The following is a 24,653-nucleotide window of genomic DNA, read 5'->3' as shown; positions in this document are numbered from 1 at the left end:
TTACCCAAACATTAGAGCAAGCATATAGAGGTAAGGCCATGAAAATTGAGAATCAAGAATATGCAGCAGGCAGTGCTGGAGCTGTCGATTATTTAGTGGTGAATGAGTTTTCAGGCGGTATTGTGGGACCAAGCCAACGTATGCTGGGACCTTTAAAAAATGGTGGAACGTTAAAAACAGGCACACCGCCTGGCTGTTGGGGTCCAATGATTACACCTGCATTCCAAGGTGGTCATGAAGTGACACTCCCTGTCTTTATTGAAGGTGCAGAGGTAGGTGATGCTGTCGCTTTAAAGATTAAGGATATGCATGTCACTTCTACAGCAACCTCATCGGGTGTGATGCAATTTGTTGAAGGGCGTTATAAAGGCGATCCGTTTGTTGCGAAATACTGTGAAGCATGTGGTACAGAGCAACCGGCAAGTTATGTAGAAGGAATTGGTGAAGATGCGATTCACTGTAAAAACTGTGGGGCAGAAGTCAGTGCTTTTCGCTTTTCACATGGTTATGTGATTGTGTTGGATGAAGAAAACAAAGTGAGCTTGACGGTCAATCAAGAGATTGCCAACAAGTTAGCAGGCAATGCCAATGAGCTTTCTGCACTGCCTGAACATGCAGCGCAACATTCAATCTTGTCGCTTGCACGTGCTGATATGCCTGGGGTTGCTGCGCATATGCGTCCATTCCTCGGAAATATTGGTACGACACCTTCACGTGACTTACCAGACTCTCACAACTGCCACGACTTTGGTCAGTATTTGATTGATGCACCGCATAAATTCGGAATGACTGAAGAAGAACTTATCGCAGCCAAAACAGACGGTCACATGGATACCAATTCGATTCGTCCAGGCTGTATTTTGATTTGTCCTGTGAAAGTACCAGGTGCAGGTGTCTACATGGGAGATATGCATGCGCAACAAGGCAATGGTGAAATTGCAGGGCATGCCACGGACGTGTCAGGCGAAACAGAATTACAAGTGGAAGTGATTAAAGGTTTAACAATTGACGGCCCAATTTTACTTCAAGCACCAGATGACTTACCACCAATGGCACGTCCATTTACCAAGGAAGAGCGTGAAAAAGTGAAAGCATTAGGTGCGCGTTGGGGACAAACTGAGATTGAGGAAAGTGGTCCAATCACATTTATGGGAACAGGTAAGAACCTCAATGATGCAACGGACAATGCTTTAAATCGAGCGGCAAAAGTCACAGGTTTAAGTGTGGATGAGGTTATGAACCGTTGCACCATCACAGGCTCTATCGAAATCAGCCGTTTACCAGGAATGGTACGTGCAACCTTCTTATGCCCAATGCCAATTTTAGAAAAATTGGGGATCGCAAACTTAGTTCGCGAACATTACCAACTTTAATTCATCACGTGAACGGCGGTTGATTCAGATGATTCAAACGCTGTTCGCAAATAAGCATGAAATTTACTGAACTTAAAACTTAGAAACGAGAACTTGAACAGGAATGTCATATGAACAGTAATGCAAAACTCCGTTGGGGCGATTTATATCCAGAACTTGGTATTGAGCCGATTCCAACCGAACCATGTATTTCGCCAGAGATCTATCAAGAGGAAATTGAAAAAGTTTTCTCAAAAGTTTGGCTGAAAGTGGGGCGTGTAGAAGAAATACCAAAGAAAGGCGACTACAAAGTTAAACGCTTAGATTTTGCTAAAACCTCAGTCATTTTAATGCACGGTAAAGATGGTGAAATTCGTGGGTTTCATAATATTTGTTCACACCGTGGCAATAAAGTTGTGGTGGAGACTGGCAATGAAACTTTTGGTTCAAATAAAGCTGCAGTCGTGACTTGCCGTTTCCATGGCTGGGTTTACGATGCTAAAGGTGATTTGGTTAGTGTACCTGAAGAAGAAAAATTCACTTCTTGTTTTGATAAAGGTCATAACGGTCTTGCACCTATTCGTACCCAAGTTTGGGAAGGTTTTATTTTCATCAATTTGGATAATGATGGCACTCAATCGGTAGAAGAATTCTTAGGTGGTATGGGACAGCATTTAGGCGGTTATCCATTCCATGAAATGGAAGAATGCTTTGCCTATAACACAGTTCTGAACTGTAACTGGAAAGTCGCTCATGACGCATTTGCTGAAGCGTATCACGTGGCGACCATTCATGCAGGCTCTTTCCCGAATGTATTCGCATCAGGTTTACAAGAAGTGCAATTGTTTGGTGATCATCGTACTTGCGCTGTGTGCTTAACCAAAAACGCCAATCCAAAACCAGCGGCTGCATTGTCAGGTGAGATCACTGGCGCATCATTGGTGAATCACTATGAACGTGTTCAGCTACCTAAATCAGTCAATCCAAATGATCGTGATGACTTCTCGTTTGAATTATCTGTCATTTTCCCGAATATCTTGGTGCATGTGACTGAAGGTGTATGGTTCACCCATCAGTTCTGGCCGGTCGGTCATAACCAAACCCGTTGGGAGGGTCGCTATTACCTGCCTAAAGCGAAAACCTATTCAGAGCGTTGGGCGCAAGAGTTTGCACAAGTATTACAACGTAATGCGTGGTTAGAAGATACTGCCACCATGGAAGATACCCAAGAAGCACTTGAGTCTCGAGCGAAAAAAGTGATGCATCTACAAGACGAAGAAATCCTGATTCGTCACGGTTACCACGTTCTTGAACAATACCTGAATCGCGCATAAGGAGAATGCACATGTCAAACATCATTTCACAATTGCCAGCTGACTTTTCAAGCTTAGAACCTTATGTCGCGAAATGGGCTTTAGGGACATCGAAACAACGTCATGCAGCACGCTTAAATTCGACTACAGCTGAATTGCAAGCTTTTTACGATGCTATTTTGCCTGAAATGCGCAAGCTCCTTGCAGCACTTGACCAATACGCTTTAGGTACCTTGCCTGAAGAGCTGCACAAGTTGTACTGGTTAAGCCTGAGTTTTGCCGAAGTTGCTCCACATATTGAACTTTATAAAGGTTCAGTAGGTGTGCCATACGCCTTTGAAGAAAAGCGTTTCGTTTATGAAACTGGTGATGTAGTTAACGTTTAAAAGGATCTCGAAGATGAGCCAGCACAATCTAGAACAGCGTTTGCACTATCTGGAGACCTGCGAGGCGATTCGTAGCCTGATCGGTCGTTATGCAACAGCGGCTGATCAGCGCAACAATTCAGCCATTTTACAGCATGTATTTCATGAGGATGCCATATGGTGTGCAAATGGTTTTGGAGAATATCAAGGACGCCAAAATATCTTGAATGCATTGTCAGAGATTGCAGAAGCACAAGTGCTTTGGAGCTTACATATCATGGCGATGCCAGATATTGAAGTCATTGATCAAAATCATGCAAACGCGTCATGGATGCTTTGGGAAGTCTGTAATCTGGCAGATTCATCAACACAACAAAACCAACCAACAACCTGTTGTTTAGGTGGTTTTTATAAAACGGAAGTACGTCGGAATCAATGGGGTGAATGGAAATTTGATCGTGTCGAACTGAATCTGACCTTCAATCAACCTTATCCGAACACAGCAATATAGGCACTGTATCAGTACGGCCTAAGGGGAATTCAAGATGAGAAAAATCGCAATTATCGGTGGTGGACAAGCAGGCTTATTACTGGCGTTCTCGCTACTCGAAAATAAATATGATGTCACTTTATATGTAGATCGCCCTGCGGATGAATTGTTACACGGTCGTATGGTCAGTACCACGATGTTCTTCGCCAATACATTAGAGTTTGAACGCAAACTTGGTTTGAATTTCTGGGATGGTAAAGCCCATCATGGTCAAGCCATTCATGTAGATTTCCGTGGTCCAGATGGTTCAATTGCATTGCCACTTACAGGATTCTTGCATCAGAACAAAGGTATCGCGATGGATCAGCGAACCAAGTATCACCGTTGGTTAGAAGAATATCCACGCCGTGGTGGCAAGCTCATCATTCAAAATGTCAGTCCAGAAGATTTGGAAGTAATCACTGCTGAAAATGATCTGACGATTTTGGCGGCAGGTAAGGGCAATATCACGAGCCTATTCAAACGTAATGAAACACGTTCAGTGCATCAAACACCGCCACGTAAATTGGCTGCTGCACTCGTCGTAGGTGATGATTTGTGTGGTCCAAATAGTTGGCAAGGTCAACCCTCACAGACCTTACATTTCAACTTCGTGGCAGGTGCAGGTGAATACTTCAGTATGCCATTCTACAGTCACACGCATGGTCCATGTCGTAGTTTCTTATTTGAATGTGTACCGAATGGTCCAATGGATATCTTCGATGATGTGACATCTGGCGAAGAAATGGTCCAACGCATGAAAGAAGCGGTTGCCAAAGTAACACCAGATCAAAGCTTCCGTATGGTCGATAATATGGAATTAAGTGATCCAAATGCATGGCTCAAAGGTGCATTCCGCCCTGAAGTTCGAGATCCTGTTGCAACCTTAGATAACGGTGCAAAAATTTGGGGGATTGGAGACACTGTCATTGTAAATGATCCAATCGCAGGACAAGGCGCAAACAATGCAACTCGTATGGTGGAGCATTATTTAGCTGCGATTTTAGCACGAGGTGATGAAGACTTTAGTGCAGATTGGATGACAGAAGTATTCGAGCAATTCTGGGAAAAGTCAGGTCGTTATACCACAGAATTTACCAACTTGCTGTTAAACCCACCAAGTGAAAGCTTATTGCAAGTGTTAGGCGCAGCATCGCAAAACCAAGCGATTGCAGATGATTTTATGGGGCATTTCAACAATCCATGTGGTTTCTGGCCAGCGGTAGATGGTGAAGCTGGGGCAAAAGAATACTTGTCACGAAAGGAGTTTCAACATGCAGCTGCCTGAATTACTTTGGCAGGATGTTGATCTGGCGGAAGCGAAATCGCTCCGTCAGGCATTTGGTGGCTTTGCGACAGGAGTGGCGATCGTCACTTGCCTAGACCAAGATCAACAACCTGTAGGGTTGACGATTAATTCCTTTAGTTCAGTGTCTTTAGATCCTGCATTGGTGTTATGGAGTTTAGTCAATCATTCTCCAAGCCGATCTATTTTTGAAAATGCTGAATACTTCGCCATTAATATTTTAGGTGCACATCAGCAGGAAGTAGGCTTAAACTTCGCTAAGCCGATTGCGGACAAATTTCAGTATGGTACGTGGAAAATTCAAGGTTCGAAAGCACCTGTTTTAGAAGGATGTGTCGTGCAATTTATTTGCAAAAGAGCTCAACAAATTGAAGCGGGTGATCATCAAATCTTCCTCGGTAAAATTGAGCAATGTCGCCACAGTAATCAACGACCTCTGCTGTTTTGCAAGGGACAATTTAATGAATGGCCTGAGTACAAGGAGGTTTCATGACAGACTTAGATGGAAAAGTCGTCTTGGTGACAGGTGGTGCGACACATATTGGTCAAGCCGTAGTCCAAGAGTTGAAAGGCTTAGGTGCACAGGTCATTGTTGCTGATATTAATCAAACTCAAGGACAGCAAGTTGCACAATCAACCCAAGCTCAGTACGAATTTCTAGATCTCGCTAATGATGACAGTATTCGCACATTAAGTGGAAAACTCACTCAGTTAGACGTCTTGGTTAACCTAGCGTGTTTGTATGAAGATCATGGATCTGAATCTACACGTCAAGATTGGCAAAACACGTTCAATGTCACGGTATTTGGTCACGCAGCGTTAGTACAAGCATGTCGACCACTTTTGAAAAAAAGTACTGATGGTGCCGTAATTAATATCAGCAGTGTCAGTGCACGTATTGCACAAAAAGAACGCTGGGTCTATCCAGCATCTAAAGCAACTTTAGAGCAACTCACACAAAGCATGGCACTGGATCTAGCACAAGATGGTATTCGTGTACATGCACTCTCATTAGGTTGGACTTGGTCCGTCCCAATGCAAATGATTTCCGGCGGAGACCGCGCCAAAACTGATCGAGTGGCAGGACGTTTCCATGTGTTAGGACGTATTGCGGATGCAGAGGAAGTCGCACAAGCATTAAGTTTATTGTGTAGCCCGAAAGCAAAATTACTTACAGGCAGTGTGATTCATGCCGATGGTGGTTATCACATTCTAGGTCCTGAAGCCACAGATTCACCGATAGAGGAGTTAACTCAATGAACATTAAAATGACCAATGTTGCTGAGAAATTTTTGTGTTCAACCTCTGATGTGGAACAGGGTGAGGGACTACAAATCATTATTGACGGTTATCCTCCATTGGCAGTGTTTCACTTAGAAGATGGCGAGTTCTATGTCACCGATGATACGTGTACACATGGTGATGCATCATTGGCAGATGGTGAGATTGATGGCTGTGAAGTGGAGTGCCCATTTCATGCGGGTGCATTTAATATCAAAACCGGTGAACCATGTGGTGCACCTTGTACGATTCCACTGAAAACCTATCAATCGATTGTACGTGACAATAATGTTTATTTGGTGGAGTGATGCCGATGTATAAAATCCAAATAGACGGTCAAGCCGAATTTTATTGTTCAGCTAATGATGTATTGCTACGCGGTGGCTTACGTGAAGGACTAGGCATTCCTTACGAATGTAATGCGGGTGGTTGCGGGACGTGTAAAATCGAAGTCCTGTCAGGTGAAGTAGAAAATTTATGGGCAGATGCACCTGGATTAAGCGATCGTGATAAACGTAAAGGTCGGTTACTGGCGTGTCAGTGTCGCCCCAAATCGGATTGCGTGATTAAGCTTCGTTTAGACGAACAATGTGTTCCTAAAATTATTCCAAAACAAAAAAAAGTAACATTGAAGCATGCTCATTTGGTGACACATGATATTTTGGAAGTACATTTTCAATCAGATGAGCCAGCACAATTTATTCCTGGACAATACGCTTTAATTTGGGTGAATCAAGAGTTACTTCGTGCCTATTCGATGTCCAATCTGCCGAATGACGACGGTTTATGGGTCTTCCAAATTCGACGTGTTCCTGATGGTAAAATGACCAATTTGTTATTTGATGAACAGTTACGTGAAAAGGCTGATATTCAAATTGATGGTCCATATGGGTTAGCGCATTTACAAGAGAAGCCTCGCCCTATTGTCTGTGTGGCTGGTGGTTCTGGACTTGCTCCCATGTTAGCGATTGCTCGTGGCGTTGCAGTTAACCCACATTTGCAACATCAAAAAGTCTGGTTTTTCCATGGTGGTCGTGAGCAACGTGATTTGTTTACTGAAAATCAATTACGTGACTGGACAGAGTTAGGGGAACGCCTCAATTATGTACCTGCAACCTCCTCTGAACTCATTGAAGGTATCCGTTCGGGGTTTATTCATGAAGTGATTCAAGATGTATTAGGCGAACAATTGCGTGAGCATGAAATTTATTGTGCAGGTCCGCCACCGATGGTGAAATCTATTGAACAAATGGCCCATCAAGCAGGTATTCCACAACAACAAATTCATTTTGATCGTTTCTTTTAATCGAAGATATCATTTTTCTCCCGCTCAGGCGATGGTTAACCCATCGCCGGTATTGAGCGATCACGACACATCAAGACCATATTGACGATCTGTGCGATAGATTCAGTTCCTAATTTCTGACGAATATGAGTGCGGTGAATTTCTACTGTTTTATGGCTGATATTCAACATTTGTGCGATATGTTTACTCGAAAGTCCATCGACCAATAAATTTATAATCTCACTTTCTCTTGGTGATAAAGATTTCAATTTAATCATCTGTTCTTGACGTTTTTCTTCTTCAATAAAGTCTTGTTCAGCAAGTTGCAGACAGGCTTGGATTTGATTAAGCATATGTTGTGGATTAAAAGGTTTTTCTAAAAAATCAAATGCCCCAGCTTTCATCGCATTGACCGACATTGGAATGTCGCCGTGGCCAGTCATGAAAATGATCGGCATACGGGTTTTTTGTTGGTTCAATTGTTGTTGTAATTGCAAGCCACTCATTCCTCGCATACGAATGTCAAGAATCAAACATGCAGGCGTTTGCGGGCGCTGATAATTCAGGAATTCAGTAGCACTATTGAATGTTTTTGTTTCGAGTTGCACGGAATCGAGCAACCATGTGAGTGAATTACAAATGTCTTGATCATCATCTATCACATACACAATGGGCTCGGGAACATGAGAATTGGTTAAATACATTTTGTACGCTCCTGTGCTGCCAGAGAGATATTAAAAATAGCGCCGGACTCACCTTCACAGACCCATAAATAACCATGATGGTTTTCAATGATGCTTCGAGACAGAGTTAAGCCAATACCCATGCTGTTGTTTTTACTTGAATAGAAAGATTCAAAAATTTGTTCTGGATTTTGCCCTTCGAGTCCAGGCCCATTATCTGCAATTGCAATTCGAGCATGTTGGTTATGTTGCCAAGTGCGGATATAAATGTCCCTTTCACCCTCAGGGTTAGTTTGTAGAGCATCGACCGCATTGAAGACGAGATTGATAATGACTTGGCTAAAGAGCGTTTCATCTGCTGATATAAAAATAGGCGAAACACTTAATTCATAATGGATGGTACATCCACCTTGATCTGCTTTAAGCTTAATCAAAGGATGTAACTCTTGAATAAGATGACTCACAGAATGAATCTGGAAATTCGCTTCGCCTTTACGTAAAAAGCTTCTCATGCTGTGAATAATGCCATTGACGCGATGTGTTTGATTTAAAGCAGCATTGAGGGCATCAAGAGTCTCTTGTGTGTTGGCTAAACCGTTTTGAATGCGAATAATACTACCTCCAACGTAATTGTTGAGTGCAGCCAGTGGTTGATTTAATTCGTGGGCGAGCGCTGTAGCCAGTTCGCCCATCGTTTTGCAACGTGACATATGACCAAGTTGCTTTTCACGAGCACGTGCTTTTTCTTCAGCCTCAATACGCTCAGTGATATCACGATAATTCACCAATACTCCCTGAATATCAGGGTGATCTAATAAGTTACGATAGGTTGCCTCTTGGTGTCGCCATTTTCCATTGTGGTGCAAGATTTTGTAATGAATCACACCAACTGCACGTTGTTCCGTTTTCTTAAATAGAAGCTGTCTGACTTTAATACGATCATCAGGATGAATTGCAGTTAACACATTCTTATTGAGTACAAAGCGATCCCGATAACCAAGAATACCTTGTAATGATGGGCTGGCATAAAGTAGTTTGCCTTGTAAGTCGAGAATAGCAATTCCATCTCCAGAATGCTCAAGCAGCATTTTGAAATATTGATCTTTAGACTGTAGAGCATATTGATACTTTTTGATTTCGCTGATGTTACGTACTAGAGCGAGAAGCTTTGGTTTATTTTCAATCTCAACTTTTTTAAGACATACTTCAACTGGGATATGACGTTGGTCTTGAGACTCTATTAACCATTCAAATGTGATTGCTTCGTCTTTTGTAGTGGCGGCCTGTTGAACTTTTCGGAGTGCATGATGCAAATCAAAACCATGTTGAAAAGCACTGATCTTTTCAACGTTCATTTGTGTCAATTCAGATTTACTATATCCAGTAAGTTCTACAGCGGCTTCATTGGCATCCATAAATTGGACACTGCCAATATCATGTACAAAAATTGCATCGCCCGCTTTATCAAAAATAGTTTGATAATATTGTAAGCTGGTCATTGTAGGTCCTTACCTGAGATGGCTTCCGGCTATCGGGTATAGGGTGAAATATCGTCACTGATAAATCATTTTTTTTATAAGTAAATACTGCATTAAGGGGCAGCATCTTGCAATTAGACTTAGGGTCTAATTACATACTTTTAACATATAAAAATATTCATGTGAAAAATTTATCAGTGATCTCAATGTTATGCAATTTAGATACCATGTTACTTCAACTGATTTAGGTGACAGTTACACGAGGAATGTTAGCTCAAAAAATATCATCTTTTTATCTAACGAATAAAATCAAACTTTATGCTATCTACATACAATCCTTTTTTGATTAGTCATTACACTGGATGAGGCATAGAATAAAACCCGTCAGTCCTACTCATTAAAGTGATATTTTTATGGCGTTCAGTTGGATTCTCTTTACCCTCATGGCTGCTTTTATGCAGGCTTGGCGCAATGCCTTTCAAAAACAATTGAGTACCACTGTCGATGTATGGGGCGTCACCCTTGCACGCTTTATCTTCGCCTTGCCTTTTGCATTGATTTATTTGAGTAGCCTTTATCACTTCTCACCTGTAACAGCGACTGTTCAATTTACGACAAAATATTGGGTTTATATTTTTATCGCAGGCATTAGCCAAATTTTAGCCACTGCATTGATGGTGCAGTTATTTAAACAAAAAAACTATGCCATTGGCGTGGGACTGGCTAAAAGTGAAGCGATCTTAGCTGCAATCATTGGCGTTGCTTTTCTCTCTGATCATTTGTCATGGTTGGTATGGTTTGGGGTGTTACTGGGTGGTTTTGCTGTGTTTCTGTTGAGTCGGGGACATGGTTTTACAGGATTTTCACCCAAAACACTGGTGATTGGCATCGGAAGTGGTTTGTGTTTTGCTATCACTTCACTATTGGTTAGAGAGGCCAGTCTTGAACTAACAATGTTGCCAACAATTCATCGCGCTGCATGGGTATTACTGTCGGTGATTGGCTTACAATGTTTGAGTATGCTTTTGTATCTCAGTTTATTCAGTCATCAAACGTTGCTGGCGATGTGGCAACGTCTAGGACTGACCTTTAAAGTCAGTGTATGTAGTTTTATGGCATCTCTCGGATGGTTTACTGCCATGAGTATGATGAGTGTCCCAGTTGTAAAAACACTTGGTCAAATTGAAATCTTATTTAGTTTGTTGATCTCCGCTTATTTCTTTAAAGAAAAGTTAGCGAAAGCCGAACATTGGGGATTAGCCTTAGTTGTGATTGCAGCAATCTTGGTGATTTGGGCTTAAATATTTTTAGAGATCATCAAATATTATTTAATAAGAAAGAAGGGGATGCACCAATAGATTTCATGTTGGCATGAATAATGCTTAATTTTGATGCGTAAATGGATTGATGTTGAACAAGACATTTCGCGAGTTGAAATTAAAGCAAAGTATTCAAGCGACAATAGGAAAGGCATGAAAATCTATACTCAAAGAATAGAAGCAGTGACAGAAGATCAAGCTTTCGAAACTGTGCAACTCAACTTTGATACACGACAAAAGAGCCGTTTTCGTGCAACTTTAGTTTCAGGGTGCGATATTGGTGCAGATTTACCGCGCACAGGTATTCTTCGCGGCGGATCATTTATTGCAACTGAATCAGGTGACTTACTGCGGGTGGACGCATTGCCCGAACGCCTGATGTGTGCCCAAGCTTCTTCTGATTTTGAGCTTTTGAAAGCAGCCTATCATTTAGGGAATCGTCATGTCCCTCTTATGCTCACTCCTCATGCATTATATTTTGAACCTGATCATGTCTTAGCAGAAATGGTCGAAGGATTGGGTTTAATGGTGACTGAAGTGGATCATCCATTTGAGCCAGAAAGTGGTGCTTATGCTCAGCATGGACATGATCATCGTCTCAGCCCAATCAAAGCGATTCATGCTCATGCGCATCACTAATGCAGCTCACTTACTCAAACTGTTAACTTTGTCGTCTACAGCTTTGCCTGTAGGCGCTTATTGCTATTCGCAAGGTGTTGAAAGTGCGATCGATCAAGGTTTGATCCATGATGAGCAATCCAGTATTGCGTACTTCGAAGAAGTTCTGGAAATGCTTTTGGTTCGTTTTGAGCTACCTGTATTGAAGCGTTTGATGCAGGCCCATGATGATGAACAGCAGTTTAATCATTGGGCGCAGTTGTATCGAGCCAGTCGTGAAAGTCGTGAGTTATTGGCTGAATCGCAGCAGTTGGCATTTTCCTTGAACGCATGGATTAAAGATGTATTGAAAATGCCCGTTACGGTCAAAAAACAACTTGGATTTGTACCTGTATATGCTCAGTTATGTGGGCGATTGGATCTGAATATCGAAGATGTTTTAACGGCGTATACATTTACTGTTTTAGAAAACCAAGTACTTGGCGCAGTCAAAACTGTGCCGCTCGGACAGATGAGTGGTCAACGAATTTTGTGGCATTTACATGGTTTAGTCCCAGATGCCATAACGCATGCAATGTGTATAGAAGATCATCAACTCAGCAGTGCCTTACCTCAATATGCCATGCTCAGCATGTCCCATGAAACACAATATTCGCGTTTATTTAGATCTTAAAAATTATCATAAGGAATCAATCATGTCAGAACGTTCTCCTTTACGTGTCGGAATTGGTGGACCAGTCGGCTCTGGTAAAACAGCACTGACTTTAAATTTATGCCGTGCATTACGTAATAAATACAATATGGCGGTGGTGACCAATGATATTTATACAAAAGAAGATTCCAACTTCTTAACTCGTCATGAAGCCATGTCACCCGATCGTATTGTGGGGGTGGAAACTGGCGGTTGCCCTCATACGGCTATTCGTGAAGATGCCTCAATCAATTTGGCAGCGATTGATGACTTATGTGAAAAGTTTGATGGTCTAGAGTTAATTATCATTGAAAGTGGTGGCGATAATTTGGCAGCAACGTTTAGCCCTGAACTGTCTGATCTGACGTTATATGTGATTGATGTTGCTGGTGGTGAAAAAATTCCACGTAAAGGTGGTCCAGGCATCACCAAGTCTGACTTACTGATTATCAATAAAACAGATCTGGCGCCAATGGTTGGAGCGAATTTGCAGGTGATGGACCAAGATGCCAAGCGTATGCGAGGAGATAAACCGTTCTTGTTTTCAAACATGAAAACTGAAGATGGTTTAAACGAGATTATCAGTTTTATTGAAAAACAAGGTTTATTCAAAGCTTAAACAAGAGGGCTTAAAGGATGAAACAATGCAATAAATTCGGTCTATTCATTCTGGCAAGTGTTCCGAGCCTTGTAATGGCACATCCAGGCCATCATCACCATGACGCTAATTTTTGGACGGGCTTCATTCATCCGTTTACAGGATTGGATCATTTGATGATGGCACTCAGTTTCGGCGTTTTGATGTGGAGCATGTCTAAAATTTGGAAGATGATAGGGGCATGGGGCTTGCTTACAGCGCTTGTTGCTGGATTCAGTTTAGGTGCGCATGGAATTATTCCGAATGGCGTTGCAGAAATTGGAATTGTAGGTTCATTGTTCATCTTAGCTGTAAGTTTATGGACCAAATCGAACAGAATTTTTCCAGTTGCAGCAGTGTTTCTATCAGTTTTTCATGGTTCAGCACACGGAGCTGAATTAGCGATGAATGGAAATGTTGGCGTTCAGATTTTAGGCATGATTACTGCCATGGCAATGATTTATGCTCTTGGACTGGGTTTAGGGGCATTGATGGTGAAATTTGTTCCACAAGGTAAAAAGATTGTAGGTGTGCTAGCAGCATTGGTTGCAGTAATTGGTTTAGCGTGATCAAACTTGGCAAAATAAAAAAACTCCGCAAGCGCGGAGTTTTTTATTCATCAGGGTAATCAGCCACCATTCGCAAGACTTTCAAGCGCTTCCCAGCGCTCTAATTTCTCTAAAAGTAACTCATCAATTTCAGTAAGGCGAATCGAAAGTTGAGTTGCTTTGTCACTATCTGTCACAAATAAAGAACCATCAGCTAAAAGCGCATTAATCTCGGCTTGTTCCTTTTCCAAAGCTTCCATTTCAGCAGGAAGTTGTTCTAAAGTACGTTGATCTTTATAGCTTAGTTTTACTTTTTTAACTGCGGGTGCAGGGGTTGCCGCCGCTTCAGCTTTTGCAGCTGCTTTCTTCACCGCAGATTTCTGATCGACTACAGTTTGATCAGGACGTTGCATGAGGTAGTCTTGATAACCACCGACATATTCATCGATATTGCCTTTGCCATCGAATACCCAAGTTGAGGTCACGACATTGTCCATAAAGGCACGGTCATGCGAGATCAACAATAAAGTTCCTTTGTAATCACTGAGCATCTCTTCAAGCAGCTCAAGCGTCACCATATCCAAGTCATTGGTTGGCTCATCCATCACGATGAGGTTCGATGGTTTAAGCAGTAATTTCGCTAATAAAATGCGGTTACGTTCACCACCAGAAAGGGCTTTTACAGGTGTACGAGCACGCTCAGGGGAGAACAAGAAATCTTGTAAATAGCTATAGATATGACGACGTCCGCCATTGATATCGACAAAGTCTGACCCTTCGGCCACGTTGTCTTTTACCGATTTTTCAAGATCGAGCACGTTACGAAGCTGGTCAAAATAAGCCACTTCGAGTTGTGTCCCTGTTTTGACCGTACCTGAGTGTTCTTGTTGACCCAAAATTGCTTTGATCAGCGTGGTTTTACCGACACCGTTGTCACCGACTAGACCAATACGGTCACCGCGTAGCACCAATGCGTTAAAGTTTTTGATAATTGGAGGATTGTCGCCAAATTGCACACTGAGGTTTTCAATTTCGAAGACCACTTTGCCTGAACGTTGAGCATCTTGGGTGGCCATGCTCACTTTGCCTTGCTGCGAACGGCGGGCTTTAGATTCTTCTCGTAATGCTTTTAAGGCACGCACACGACCTTCGTTACGGGTACGACGTGCTTTAATACCTTGACGAATCCAAACTTCTTCTTCTGCTAACTTTTTATCGAACAGCGCATTTTGTTTTTCTTCTGCTTCCATCTGTGCAGCTTTGAGTTCGAGGTAACGTGAATAGTTCCCTTCATAACTGCGTAAGATGCCACGATCCAGTTCCACAATACGTGTAGCAATACTGTCTACAAATGAACGGTCATGCGAAATGAAGAGTAATGTTAGATTATTTTGATCGAGTAAGAATTTTTCTAACCACTCGATACTTTCAACATCTAAATGGTTCGTTGGTTCGTCGAGTAACAAAACATCAGGTTGGGTGAGTAGTGCGCGTGCAAGAAGCACACGACGTTTACGACCACCTGAAAGATCAGCTAAATCAGCATCAGGATCAAGTCCCATTTTACTGAGGATTGAATTCACTTTAGTTTCAAGTGCCCAACCATCTAATTGATCCATTTTATGTTGCAAGTTACCCATGCGATCGCAAGCTTCCATATCGCCGACTACACAAGCTTCGCTTGCTTCGTGATAAGCTCTAAGAACAGAAGCTGCTTCACCTGCGCCATCTGCCACAATATCTGCAACACGTCCCGAGTCCATTGGCACGTCTTGAGCCAGCATAGAAATGGTAATACCATTTTGCAGGGAAACTTCACCAGCGTCAGGCAATAAACTTCCATCAATGAGTTTAAGTAAAGTAGACTTACCCTCACCATTACGGCCAATCAAACACACTCGTTCGCCGCGCTCTAAACTAAAATTCGCGCCGTCGAGTAAGTACGGTCCACCAAATGCGAGTTGGACGTCCCTTAAGGTAATATAGGCCATAATGTTTCCTGAAATCCCCTGATGAGGACTTATAATGTCGAATCAAAAAAATCTAAATGAGCAGGCGTCATTTTCCGCACCCATAGAAGATTTGCAAGTCCGAATTGCATTTTTAGATGAATTAGTTGATCAGTTAAATATTCAAATTGCATTACAAAGCCGTGAAATCAGCGATTTAAAGAAACAAATGCAAATTTTGTATCAACGTGTTGAAGCTACTCATGCTGACGATGGTGTTGCTCCATTTGATCCAATTTTGGATAAACCGCCACATTATTAAGACGTGACATAAATACTGATTATTTATTAAGAAGTATGCGTAAATAGTTTGACCTTTGATATGAAGGTCGTTGTAATAGTCTTTTCACTTGCCGAATTCTGAATCTTATCCTATGAGCGCTAAAGTTGTCCTAATAGATCTTGAAAATAACATGCCGACTTCGACGTTATTTCGGGAGATTGTGCAACATTACACCACGACCTATCTATTTCATTCGAAAGGGAGTTTTTATTACAGTCTCACTGATTTGACTGAATTTGCGAGTTGGATTAGTAGTGGTCAAATTGTCATTTTAGAAATGCTTGAGGCAAAAGAAAAAGAATTTGAGTACGCTGTGATTGTGGGGCAAATCTTGGCATTGGTTGAGCATGGCGCAGAGATTGATGTGATTTCTGCACGAGACTGTAGCACCATGTTGGCTGACATGATGCGAGCTTCTGGCATTCAATGTAATTTGATACAGGTACAACCAGAGCAACCTGTGTCAAAACTCAAATACAACGTGCCTTCAGTTGAAACTATTCGTCAAAATCATGATTTATTTAAAGTAAAGCAGTATTGTGATGTTGTGGTTCGTATGGAAGGGAAGCCCAACACCTTAGCTAAGCTTAAAAACTCGATCGAGAATACGTTGCGCATAAATGACGAGCACAGCGCTAAATTGATTGGCATGCTGATTAATTTAAAGGTAGTTAAAAAAGAAGGTGAGCAAATTTCCTTTCGTAAAAAGGTATTAAAGCAGTGGGCTCAATTGGATATGAATGTTGATGAAGATGTAGTAGCAGACCACAAGCTTGGTCAGGTAGATGCGTTATTGGCGAAGCTACATATCGAAGCAAAAGACATTTTAGCTGAAATTGAAGAGTCACAAGACATTCAACATATTCAGAGTGATTTGTTTAAAAATTTTGAAAAAATAGATCCTGTCCAGCTGGAAGTCATCCAAAAATTGAACGCTTTAAAATCCGGAAAGCCTAAAGATATTTATGAACTGCGTGATTTATTAGAACAGCTATTTCCAAAATCTGATGTGCGATTATTGCTTAAGGAAATGATTGATAAGGGATATATTTATTGGAATGGTCATGAAGTACTTTATAGCCATGAGATGTTTTTGAACTAAAATATGCCTAGGAAAAAAGCGATGATTTTATCGCTTTTTTTTTATTTCAGTTGCACTGTGCTTAGGTGGGTTATACCACATCGTGCCTTATTTGGTTCAGGTCTCAATACTGGTTTCATGCCGCTATAAATCGTATTTTTAATTTTCAACTTGCCTTTTATATTCGGCTTATGCAACTCTAATATAAGAAGCAAAAGGTGAACTATGGAAAATGCTGGACTTTGGATAACGATTCTTATCGTTGTGTTTGTGCTGGGCTCGATCTTCGGATTACGTGTAAATCCAAGAGAAAAAGCTTTGGGGATTATGCGTGAGAAAGCGCGAAAAATGGGATTACACCCACGTTTGATTGCTGCACCTTCATGGACCAATATTCCAATGGCATCAGAAAATCGTGCCAGTATGGTGGCGTATTACAGCGTTATCATTCCTGATGGTCGCCTACCTTTAATGCGCGCTTTGGTTGAAAATGAAAAACTCAATGTTGTTCACGGAAATGAGAAATTTAATGATTTCCCCATTGCATTAAAAGGGATTTATGCTATTGATATGCAGTCTAATTGCGTCGGTTTGTACTGGAATGAAGAAGAAGATCTTCACGCTACACAACTTGATGAAATGAAAGCACTTTTACATAAATTGGCTGAAATTTAATTTTTTTAATCTTATAGGAATAACGGTTCACTATGGCGAATGCTCCTAAGTCCACATCCAAAAGCGCTACAGCTCAATCGTCAGAAGCTGGAAAAAAACGTGCTTTAGTGATCGTCGAGTCGCCTGCTAAAGCGAAGACCATTAATAAATACTTAGGTTCAAACTACATTGTGAAATCATCTGTGGGTCATGTCCGTGACTTACCAACAGGTGCTTCAAAAAGTACGGAAAAGAAACCAGTAACACGTACCAAACAGACTGCTGAAGAGAAAGCTGAAAAAGCTCAACAGGCACTGATTAATCGTATGGGGGTAGACCCTGAGCACGGTTGGAAAGCACACTATGAAGTGCTTCCTGGTAAAGAAAATGTTGTTTCAGAACTGAAAAAGCTTGCTTCGCAGGTTGACGAGGTCTATCTCGCAACCGATTTGGACCGCGAAGGAGAAGCAATTGCTTGGCATTTAAAAGAAGTCATTGGTGGTGATGACTCTCGTTATAGACGTGTGGTTTTCAACGAAATTACTAAAAATGCCATTCAAGAAGCATTTAAACAGCCTGCTCGTTTAGACATTGATAAAGTCAATGCACAACAAGCACGCCGTTTCCTTGATCGTATTGTTGGCTTTATGATTTCACCACTATTGTGGGAGAAGATCGCACGTGGTTTATCTGCGGGTCGTGTACAGTCAGTTGCTGCGAAACTTGTGGTAGAGCGTGAGCGAGAAATTCGTGCTTTTATTCCTGAAGAATATTGGCAAGTTTTTGCAGATACCAAATCTAAAAAAGATGATATTCGTTTAGAAGCAGTCAAACAGTCAGGTAAGACATTAAAACTTCAAAACAAAGCACAAACAGATGCTTTATTGGATGTTTTAAAAGAAGCTGAATTTAAAGTTGCTGCCCGTGAAGATAAACCGACCAAAGTTAATCCGAGCGCACCCTATATCACATCGACCTTACAACAAGCAGCAAGTACTCGACTTGGTTTCTCTGTAAAGAAAACAATGACGATGGCACAGCGCTTGTATGAGGCAGGTTATATTACCTATATGCGTACCGACTCTACATTCTTGAGTGATGATGCGGTCAATATGGTACGTGGACATATCGAAACCGAGTATGGTGAAAAATATCTTCCTGCAAAGCCAAACCGTTTTGGAAATAAAGCAGGTGCGCAAGAAGCCCATGAAGCGATTCGTCCATCAAACGTCGCGTTGAAGGGTGATCAGCTTGCGGGCGTAGATCGCGATGCTCAGCGTCTATATGATCTGATTTGGCGTCAGTTTGTTGCATGTCAAATGACACCTGCTGAATATTTGTCTTCGACAATCTTGGTCGATGCAAACGGTGTAGAACTTAAAGCTAAAGGTCGTACTTTGGTATTTGATGGCTTTACGAAAGTACGTGGCCAGAACAAGTCGGATGATGATGTTTTACTGCCTGCTGTGAAAGTGGGTGAAGTTCTGCAACTTCAAAAGTTAGATCCTTCGCAACATTTCACTAAACCACCTGCACGTTTTACAGAAGCATCATTGGTGAAAGAGCTTGAGAAAAAAGGCATTGGTCGTCCTTCAACTTACGCAGCGATTATTTCAACGATCCAAGATCGTGGCTATGTGAAATTGGATAACCGTCGTCTCTATGCAGAGAAGATGGGTGAAATCGTTACAGATCGTTTGGACGAAAGTTTTAACAACTTAATGAATTATGCATTTACTGCAGATCTAGAAGGTCAACTGGATAAAGTTGCAGATGGTGAGCGTAATTGGAAAGAGTTATTAGATAGTTTCTATGGTGATTTTAAGAAACGTCTGACTACTGCACAGGGTGAAAATGGCATGCGCCGTAATCAGCCTGTTGAAGTTGATGCTGTGCATTGTAAAGAATGTGATCGTCCGATGCAGATTCGTACCGGTACCACAGGTGTATTCTTAGGTTGTTCTGGCTATAACTTACCACCGAAAGAACGTTGTAAAGGTACACTCAACTTAACGCCAGTAGAGTCCTTGGCCGCATTATCTGATGATGAGTCTGCAGAAACCGCAGATTTAATGTCGAAAAAACGTTGCCCAATTTGCGAAACAGCAATGGATAGCTATGTTATTGATGGTGGTCGTAAACTTCATATCTGTGGGAACAATCCAGACTGCGAAGGTTTTGAGCTTGAAGAAGGTGAGTTCAAAATTAAAGGGTACGATGGTCCAACAATTCCATGTGACAAATGCGATGGTGAGATGCAGTTAAAGACAGGGCGTTTTGGTCCTTATTTTGCCTGCACAAGCTGTGAAAATACACGTAAAGTATTGAAGAACGGTCAACCAGCGCCTCCTCGTGTCGACCCGATTAAAATGGAACATTTGCGCTCAACGAAACACGACGACTTTTTCGTATTACGTGATGGAGCAGCAGGCTTATTCTTAGCAGCAAGTAAATTCCCTAAAGTACGTGAAACTCGTGCTCCTAAGGTTGCGGAATTGCGTACGGTTGCTGAACAGCTAGATCCAAAGTATCAGTTTATTCTGCAAGCGCCAGATACTGACCCTGATGGAAACCCAACTTTAGTGAAGTTTAGTCGTAAAAATCAAGCGCAATATATTGGTTCTGAAACGCCTGAAGGTAAACAAACGAAATGGTCTTTGATTTACCAAGATGGTAAATGGATTGAAGCTTAACGTTTAAATAACAGAAAATGCTGACTTAGGTCAGCATTTTTTTATGACATTAAATTTATTGTCTTACACATACTCTTGAGAGATTTTCTATTTCTGTATCAAATAGAATGAAATTCGCAATCATTTCTTTGTTATCGAGTTTTTTAATTAGTAATTTCACAGCATCAGGATCAGCTAAAGCTGATTTAAGGTTTAATTGCTCTTCAACTTGAGCATTGTCTATTTCAAATTTCAGTAATTTATTTTGATCAATTGTGAGTATATGTTCTTGTAAACTCCATTGAGCTTCAGATTGGGTATAAGCAATTGCTTTCTCGTTATCTTTAATAAAGGTCATTTGATTTTTTTCAAAATATTGACCATTTGGTTTGAACTCAGACACTATTTCGCTTTTCGCAGCATAACCCATGTAATCCATTTCTTCAGTACATTTCCATTTGGCTGAAAGTGCTGATAATTGAATATTTTCACTACTGTGTGAATTGGTTGCAGACGAGCTGGTAGCTTGATTACATACAAAAATGAATGTACACAGCACTAAAGTTTTTTTAAATATTTGATATTTTTGCATTGTTATACCGTTATTTTTTTTGGGGAATTGTAAGTTTATTACAATATATATAAGGGTTCTATTTGAAAAATTGAAAATCTCAATGTAATAAATAAGTATCTGAATTAATTTAAATATGAGAATAGCAATAAAGCATGCAGCAAAGGATAGAAACTTTTATTTTGGCTCCCGACTCTTTCAAAGAAAGCATGCCTGCTGAGCAGGTATGCATGATTATGAAAAATGCAATCCATAAAGTCTTACCCGATGCACAATGTATTTTGAATCCAATGGCAGATGGTGGTGAAGGAACCATTGATGCATTGGTCATGGCAAAATCAGGATTAAAAATCGCGTGCGAAGTACAAGGCCCATTCGCTAATCAGCGTGTCATGACTCATTTTGGATTAATTGATCAGGGACAAACAGCAGTCATTGAAATGGCGAAAGCCAATGGCATTCATCTCATACCACCTCATTTAAGAAATCCTTTGTTCACTAATACTGTAGGAACAGGGCAACTGATTGCCGCAGCTCTCGAATTCGGTGTGAAAAAGATCATCATCGGATTGGGTGGGAGTGTGACCAATGATGGTGGTGCTGGTATGGCGCATGCTTTGGGCGTGAAATTTATTAATCAATATCATGAAGTATTTGAGCCAACAGGTGGAAACTTAAACCAAATCGATTCCATTGATGTGTCACAACTCGACCCAAGATTGACTAAAACAGATATTGTTATTGCTTCAGATGTAAACAATCCATTATGTGGTCCACTTGGCGCATCTTATATTTTTGGTCCGCAAAAAGGGGCAACACCTGAAATGGTGCAAGTATTGGATCATAATTTATTGCACTTTGCAGGGGTGGTAGAGCAGCAGCTTTTAGTCGATTTACGTCATCGATCTGGTGCTGGTGCAGCAGGTGGTTTGGGATTTGGTTTGATGGCATTTACAGGCGCAGATATTCGATCGGGTGCTGAATTAATCATTGAGGAAACTCAATTGGCTGAAAAAATTGAGCAAGCTGATTATGTATTTACGGGTGAAGGGAAAATTGATACTCAGACTCAATTTGGTAAAACCCCATTTGCCGTTGCTCAAGTCGCATATCGGCACAACAAGCCTGTATTTGCATTCGCTGGTAGAGTTGGTGAAGGAGTAGAACCATTGTACGAACAAGGGTTTCATCACATCTGTAGTATTAATCCTCTGGATCAAAGTTTGTCAGAATCCTTGAAAAATGCAGTTCAGAATTTAGATTTAACGGTACAAAATATCGTAAGGCAGTATATCTAATTCTCTATGTAAGTGGGCTTTGATGTTTAAAACTGAAGCGTGTTTGTATTTTCTAAATCTAGCTCTGTTAAACTATTGTTATTGTAAAATTGATGAGTAGCGATGAGTTTAGACAGCCTGATTGATGAATTAAATCCTCAACAAAAACAAGCTGCAACCACAGAAGCCTTACATAGTTTGGTGTTGGCGGGTGCGGGCTGTGGTAAAACCAAAACGATTGTGGCACGTGCTGCTTATCTCATTGATCAAGGTGTACCCGCCAATCAAATTCAAATTTTGACGTTTACGCGTCGTGCTGCCAGTGAAATCGTGGCGCGTGTCGAATTGGCACTCGGTGAACAAGCAAAAGGATTACGAGCATCAACATTCCATACTTTTTGTATGTACTTGCTGCGTCGTATACCAAAAGCTTTCAGCTTAGCGCAATTCTCAATTATTGATCGTGATGATCAACTCATGATGTTTCGTTTGATACGTGGTAAAGATGATAAGAAGAATCCCAATCAGCTCCCGAAGCCTGCTGAATTATGTGATCTGTATTCATATGCTAGAAATACGCGTCAAAAGCTAAGTGTTGCCATAGAAAAGCAAATGCCTGAATTCTTAGCAATGAAAGACCTGATTGCAGAAATCATGAAAGAATATGAAACTCGAAAGCAGGCACGTAGCTTTCTTGATTATGACGATATTCTTGCGATCGTGGCATCAGCTTTAGCACAGTCTGAGGGTCTAGTCGATTATGTGGCCTCGATTTGCAGACATATGCTTGTGGATGAAATGCAAGACACCAATCCATTGCAATGGGCGCTATTAGAGCCTTTAAAGGATCGAGTAAGTTTGTTTTGTGTCGGGGATGATGCTCAATCGATTTATGGTTTTCGTGGAGCAGATTTCGAAAACATTCATCATTTTAAAGAGCGTGTGCCAGCAGCACAGATCTTTAAATTAGAAAAAAACTACCGATCTACTCAAGAAATTTTAGATTTATCAAATTGGTTGCTTGATCAAAGTGAGATTAAATATGACAAGCGCTTAAATGCGTATCGAGGTACAGGCATAAAGCCTAAAATTCATATTTTCCCGAATGAGTTTGATGAAGCAAAATGGATTGCCATAGATATTAAAGAGCGACATTTGCTTGAGGGAAGTCCTTGGCGCGATCATATGGTTCTGGTACGTTCAAGCTTTGCAGCTCGTCATATTGAAGCAGCTTTCATTGCAGCGAATGTCCCATATCGGTTTATTGGTGGTATGAAACTTCTTGAAACTGCGCATGTTAAGGATTTACTGAGTTTACTACGGGTCATTGCCAATCCTTCAGACGATATTGCATGGATGCGGTTTTTGACGCTTTGGGATGGGGTCGGTGATGTTGGCGCAAGCCGTTTAGCGCAACAGTTGTTACAGGACCCTCAAGATGACGTCATTGCGGAAAAACTAGAAAAATTTGGACGTATTCCTGCTGAGGCTCTACTCATTATGAAGCAGTTGAATGTGTTAAAGACTGAAGTTCAAGCTTGCGTAAGCTTGGCAATTCAGGCAATAGAAATTCAGTTGAGTGAAAATTACAAAAAGGATTGGGGGCGTCGTCAAGGAGACTTTGAGTTGGTGAAACAGTTAGCTTCAAAACATACTCAGTTAAGTGAGTTTTTAGAAGCCTACGTGCTTGATCCAGTTTCAATCAGTGAAATCGAACGCCAGTCAGATACTGATGTTGTTACCTTGATCACGATACATTCTGCTAAAGGAACTGAACAAAAAGTTTGTTACGTGGCGAATGTGACACCTGGTCAGTATCCACATGCAAGAGCTCAAGGGGATTTTGATGAAGTTGAAGAAGAACGCCGTGTGCTTTATGTAGCACTTACCCGTGCACAAAATGAATTGATTTTAACCAAGCAAAATTTGGTGACGTGGGCAAGGGAACAAGTCGATGAGCAAGGACGAAAAGTTGAAAGCTATTTTCTTAATAATCTTTCAAGACATTTGTGTACAAGTGAAACACATTATAAAACCAGGCAGCAAACGGTTAAGAGTGCTTTGATTGAGCGACAGTCGATTAATTTAGATTTTGGAATTGATCTCGATTAAACTATCTAGATTGTTTCATACAAAAAGTAGAGTAGGCGCGTACTTTTTGGTTTTTTTGCCTATCTTCTTAAGGTTTTTTCATGAAAATTTTAGTTCGTAACTTAGAGCGCAGCATTACTGAAGCTGAGATTCTGGAGTTATTTCAGCAGTTTGGAACAGTAGACTCATGTACATTGGTGTTAGATGCTGCAACAGGCAAATCGAAAGGATTTGCCTTTGTTGAAATGCCACATGGCCGTGAAGCTGTGAAAGCAATTAAGGGGCTGAACACCCGTAAAGTTAAAGGTGCAGGTATTCGAGTAAAAGCTGCAGACGAAAAGCCAGAAGCATAACTTGATGTCTAAATAAAGTAGGAGCAGTTATTGCTCCTTTTTATTTGATATTTTATTTAATTTTACTAATAAATATGAATCTTTTTTAGCTTTTTTGACCAACTTTTGTACTTTGAAGAGTTGACATATTTTTGAAATGTATTTCTGTTATATATTAATATTTTTATTAAAAACATACATTTAAAATCACATTTATATACAAATTATTGTGAAGTATATCTTAATAATAGATTGAATAAGTTTGAGTGAAGTGTGTA

At 41.0% G+C, this 24,653-nt stretch carries 25 protein-coding genes; 21 read left to right on the top strand and 4 right to left on the bottom strand.

The annotated features are described in order from the left end of the window. Nucleotides 1-38: 38 nt before the first annotated feature. The 9 genes from AC1M9L_RS05820 (at nucleotide 39) to AC1M9L_RS05780 (ending at nucleotide 7,452) form a co-directional block, all read left to right on the top strand. On the top strand, nucleotides 39-1,373 hold the full coding sequence (locus AC1M9L_RS05820) for an acetamidase/formamidase family protein (RefSeq protein WP_225530670.1): 1,335 nt from the start codon (nucleotides 39-41) through the stop codon (nucleotides 1,371-1,373). Between the two features lie 110 nt (nucleotides 1,374-1,483). Further along, nucleotides 1,484-2,686 (top strand): aromatic ring-hydroxylating oxygenase subunit alpha, encoded by a 1,203-nt coding sequence (locus AC1M9L_RS05815; protein ID WP_481587618.1) that lies wholly within the window; start codon nucleotides 1,484-1,486, stop codon nucleotides 2,684-2,686. 11 nt (nucleotides 2,687-2,697) lie between these two features. Then, nucleotides 2,698-3,051, top strand: coding sequence for a hypothetical protein (locus AC1M9L_RS05810; protein WP_481587617.1), 354 nt, complete (start codon nucleotides 2,698-2,700; stop codon nucleotides 3,049-3,051). Nucleotides 3,052-3,064: 13 nt separating this feature from the next. After that, nucleotides 3,065-3,541, top strand: coding sequence for a nuclear transport factor 2 family protein (locus AC1M9L_RS05805; protein ID WP_481587616.1), 477 nt, complete (start codon nucleotides 3,065-3,067; stop codon nucleotides 3,539-3,541). A gap of 34 nt (nucleotides 3,542-3,575) precedes the next feature. Continuing rightward, on the top strand, nucleotides 3,576-4,847 hold the full coding sequence (locus AC1M9L_RS05800) for a styrene monooxygenase/indole monooxygenase family protein (protein WP_481591578.1): 1,272 nt from the start codon (nucleotides 3,576-3,578) through the stop codon (nucleotides 4,845-4,847). Beyond that, nucleotides 4,834-5,358 (top strand): flavin reductase family protein, encoded by a 525-nt coding sequence (locus AC1M9L_RS05795; protein ID WP_092766728.1) that lies wholly within the window; start codon nucleotides 4,834-4,836, stop codon nucleotides 5,356-5,358. Before AC1M9L_RS05800 ends, AC1M9L_RS05795 begins: the two co-directional genes overlap by 14 nt. After that, complete coding sequence (locus AC1M9L_RS05790) at nucleotides 5,355-6,125, top strand: SDR family oxidoreductase (RefSeq protein WP_092766729.1); 771 nt, start codon at nucleotides 5,355-5,357, stop codon at nucleotides 6,123-6,125. The genes AC1M9L_RS05795 and AC1M9L_RS05790 overlap by 4 nt, the downstream gene beginning before the upstream one ends. After that, nucleotides 6,122-6,454 carry a non-heme iron oxygenase ferredoxin subunit gene (locus tag AC1M9L_RS05785; protein ID WP_092766730.1) on the top strand — a complete coding sequence of 111 codons (333 nt, stop codon included), beginning with the start codon at nucleotides 6,122-6,124 and terminating at the stop codon, nucleotides 6,452-6,454. The genes AC1M9L_RS05790 and AC1M9L_RS05785 overlap by 4 nt, the downstream gene beginning before the upstream one ends. 5 nt (nucleotides 6,455-6,459) lie before the next feature. Then, nucleotides 6,460-7,452, top strand: coding sequence for a 2Fe-2S iron-sulfur cluster-binding protein (locus AC1M9L_RS05780; RefSeq protein ID WP_481591577.1), 993 nt, complete (start codon nucleotides 6,460-6,462; stop codon nucleotides 7,450-7,452). Between the two features lie 35 nt (nucleotides 7,453-7,487). Here the strand turns inward: AC1M9L_RS05780 and AC1M9L_RS05775 are convergent, their stop codons facing one another. Further along, entirely contained in the window at nucleotides 7,488-8,135 is a 648-nt protein-coding gene (locus tag AC1M9L_RS05775; protein WP_092766732.1) for a response regulator transcription factor, read from the bottom strand. After that, the gene (locus AC1M9L_RS05770) at nucleotides 8,126-9,613 is read right to left on the bottom strand and encodes a PAS domain S-box protein (protein ID WP_481591576.1); all 1,488 of its coding nucleotides are present in this window, start codon (nucleotides 9,611-9,613) and stop codon (nucleotides 8,126-8,128) included. The genes AC1M9L_RS05775 and AC1M9L_RS05770 overlap by 10 nt, the downstream gene beginning before the upstream one ends. Nucleotides 9,614-10,005: 392 nt before the next feature. On the opposite strand from AC1M9L_RS05770, the gene AC1M9L_RS05765 reads away from it, so the two are divergent. The 5 genes from AC1M9L_RS05765 (at nucleotide 10,006) to AC1M9L_RS05745 (ending at nucleotide 13,426) form a co-directional block, all read left to right on the top strand. Next, nucleotides 10,006-10,893, top strand: a complete 888-nt coding sequence (locus tag AC1M9L_RS05765; protein WP_481591575.1) for a DMT family transporter — start codon at nucleotides 10,006-10,008, stop codon at nucleotides 10,891-10,893. Nucleotides 10,894-11,064: 171 nt separating this feature from the next. After that, on the top strand, nucleotides 11,065-11,550 hold the full coding sequence (ureE, locus tag AC1M9L_RS05760) for an urease accessory protein UreE (protein WP_481591590.1): 486 nt from the start codon (nucleotides 11,065-11,067) through the stop codon (nucleotides 11,548-11,550). Continuing rightward, nucleotides 11,537-12,202, top strand: coding sequence for an urease accessory protein UreF (locus AC1M9L_RS05755; protein ID WP_481590387.1), 666 nt, complete (start codon nucleotides 11,537-11,539; stop codon nucleotides 12,200-12,202). The genes ureE and AC1M9L_RS05755 overlap by 14 nt, the downstream gene beginning before the upstream one ends. Nucleotides 12,203-12,224: 22 nt before the next feature. Further along, nucleotides 12,225-12,839, top strand: a complete 615-nt coding sequence (gene ureG / locus AC1M9L_RS05750) for an urease accessory protein UreG (RefSeq protein WP_035266791.1) — start codon at nucleotides 12,225-12,227, stop codon at nucleotides 12,837-12,839. Nucleotides 12,840-12,856: 17 nt separating this feature from the next. Beyond that, nucleotides 12,857-13,426, top strand: coding sequence for a HupE/UreJ family protein (locus tag AC1M9L_RS05745; protein ID WP_035266789.1), 570 nt, complete (start codon nucleotides 12,857-12,859; stop codon nucleotides 13,424-13,426). Nucleotides 13,427-13,485: 59 nt separating this feature from the next. Here AC1M9L_RS05745 and AC1M9L_RS05740 read toward each other — a convergent pair whose 3' ends face one another. Beyond that, a complete protein-coding gene (locus tag AC1M9L_RS05740) occupies nucleotides 13,486-15,396 on the bottom strand; it encodes an ATP-binding cassette domain-containing protein (protein WP_481591574.1) in 1,911 nt (636 codons plus the stop codon). A 34-nt stretch (nucleotides 15,397-15,430) separates the two neighbouring features. On the opposite strand from AC1M9L_RS05740, the gene AC1M9L_RS05735 reads away from it, so the two are divergent. The 4 genes from AC1M9L_RS05735 to topA all read left to right on the top strand — a co-directional run bounded on the left by AC1M9L_RS05735 (nucleotide 15,431) and on the right by topA (nucleotide 20,125). Then, nucleotides 15,431-15,676, top strand: coding sequence for a SlyX family protein (locus AC1M9L_RS05735; RefSeq protein ID WP_035266784.1), 246 nt, complete (start codon nucleotides 15,431-15,433; stop codon nucleotides 15,674-15,676). 112 nt (nucleotides 15,677-15,788) lie between these two features. After that, nucleotides 15,789-16,799 (top strand): hypothetical protein, encoded by a 1,011-nt coding sequence (locus tag AC1M9L_RS05730; protein WP_481591573.1) that lies wholly within the window; start codon nucleotides 15,789-15,791, stop codon nucleotides 16,797-16,799. Between the two features lie 204 nt (nucleotides 16,800-17,003). Next, complete coding sequence (locus AC1M9L_RS05725) at nucleotides 17,004-17,453, top strand: ammonium transporter (protein ID WP_481587602.1); 450 nt, start codon at nucleotides 17,004-17,006, stop codon at nucleotides 17,451-17,453. A gap of 32 nt (nucleotides 17,454-17,485) precedes the next feature. After that, nucleotides 17,486-20,125, top strand: coding sequence for a type I DNA topoisomerase (gene topA, locus AC1M9L_RS05720; protein ID WP_481591572.1), 2,640 nt, complete (start codon nucleotides 17,486-17,488; stop codon nucleotides 20,123-20,125). A 55-nt stretch (nucleotides 20,126-20,180) separates the two neighbouring features. Here topA and AC1M9L_RS05715 read toward each other — a convergent pair whose 3' ends face one another. After that, complete coding sequence (locus AC1M9L_RS05715) at nucleotides 20,181-20,696, bottom strand: hypothetical protein (RefSeq protein WP_481588666.1); 516 nt, start codon at nucleotides 20,694-20,696, stop codon at nucleotides 20,181-20,183. A gap of 134 nt (nucleotides 20,697-20,830) precedes the next feature. Between AC1M9L_RS05715 and AC1M9L_RS05710 the strand changes: the two genes are divergently transcribed. The 3 genes from AC1M9L_RS05710 (at nucleotide 20,831) to AC1M9L_RS05700 (ending at nucleotide 24,396) form a co-directional block, all read left to right on the top strand. After that, the gene (locus AC1M9L_RS05710) at nucleotides 20,831-21,973 is read left to right on the top strand and encodes a glycerate kinase family protein (RefSeq protein WP_481591571.1); all 1,143 of its coding nucleotides are present in this window, start codon (nucleotides 20,831-20,833) and stop codon (nucleotides 21,971-21,973) included. A 102-nt stretch (nucleotides 21,974-22,075) separates the two neighbouring features. Next, complete coding sequence (locus AC1M9L_RS05705) at nucleotides 22,076-24,064, top strand: ATP-dependent helicase (protein ID WP_481591570.1); 1,989 nt, start codon at nucleotides 22,076-22,078, stop codon at nucleotides 24,062-24,064. A gap of 80 nt (nucleotides 24,065-24,144) precedes the next feature. Then, complete coding sequence (locus AC1M9L_RS05700) at nucleotides 24,145-24,396, top strand: RNA recognition motif domain-containing protein (RefSeq protein WP_035266766.1); 252 nt, start codon at nucleotides 24,145-24,147, stop codon at nucleotides 24,394-24,396. Nucleotides 24,397-24,653 lie beyond the last annotated feature (257 nt).

Source organism: Acinetobacter sp. ANC_7511, from assembly GCF_056779975.1.
Note: the sequence above shows the minus strand (reverse complement) of the source record. Positions and strands in the feature narration are given on the sequence as shown.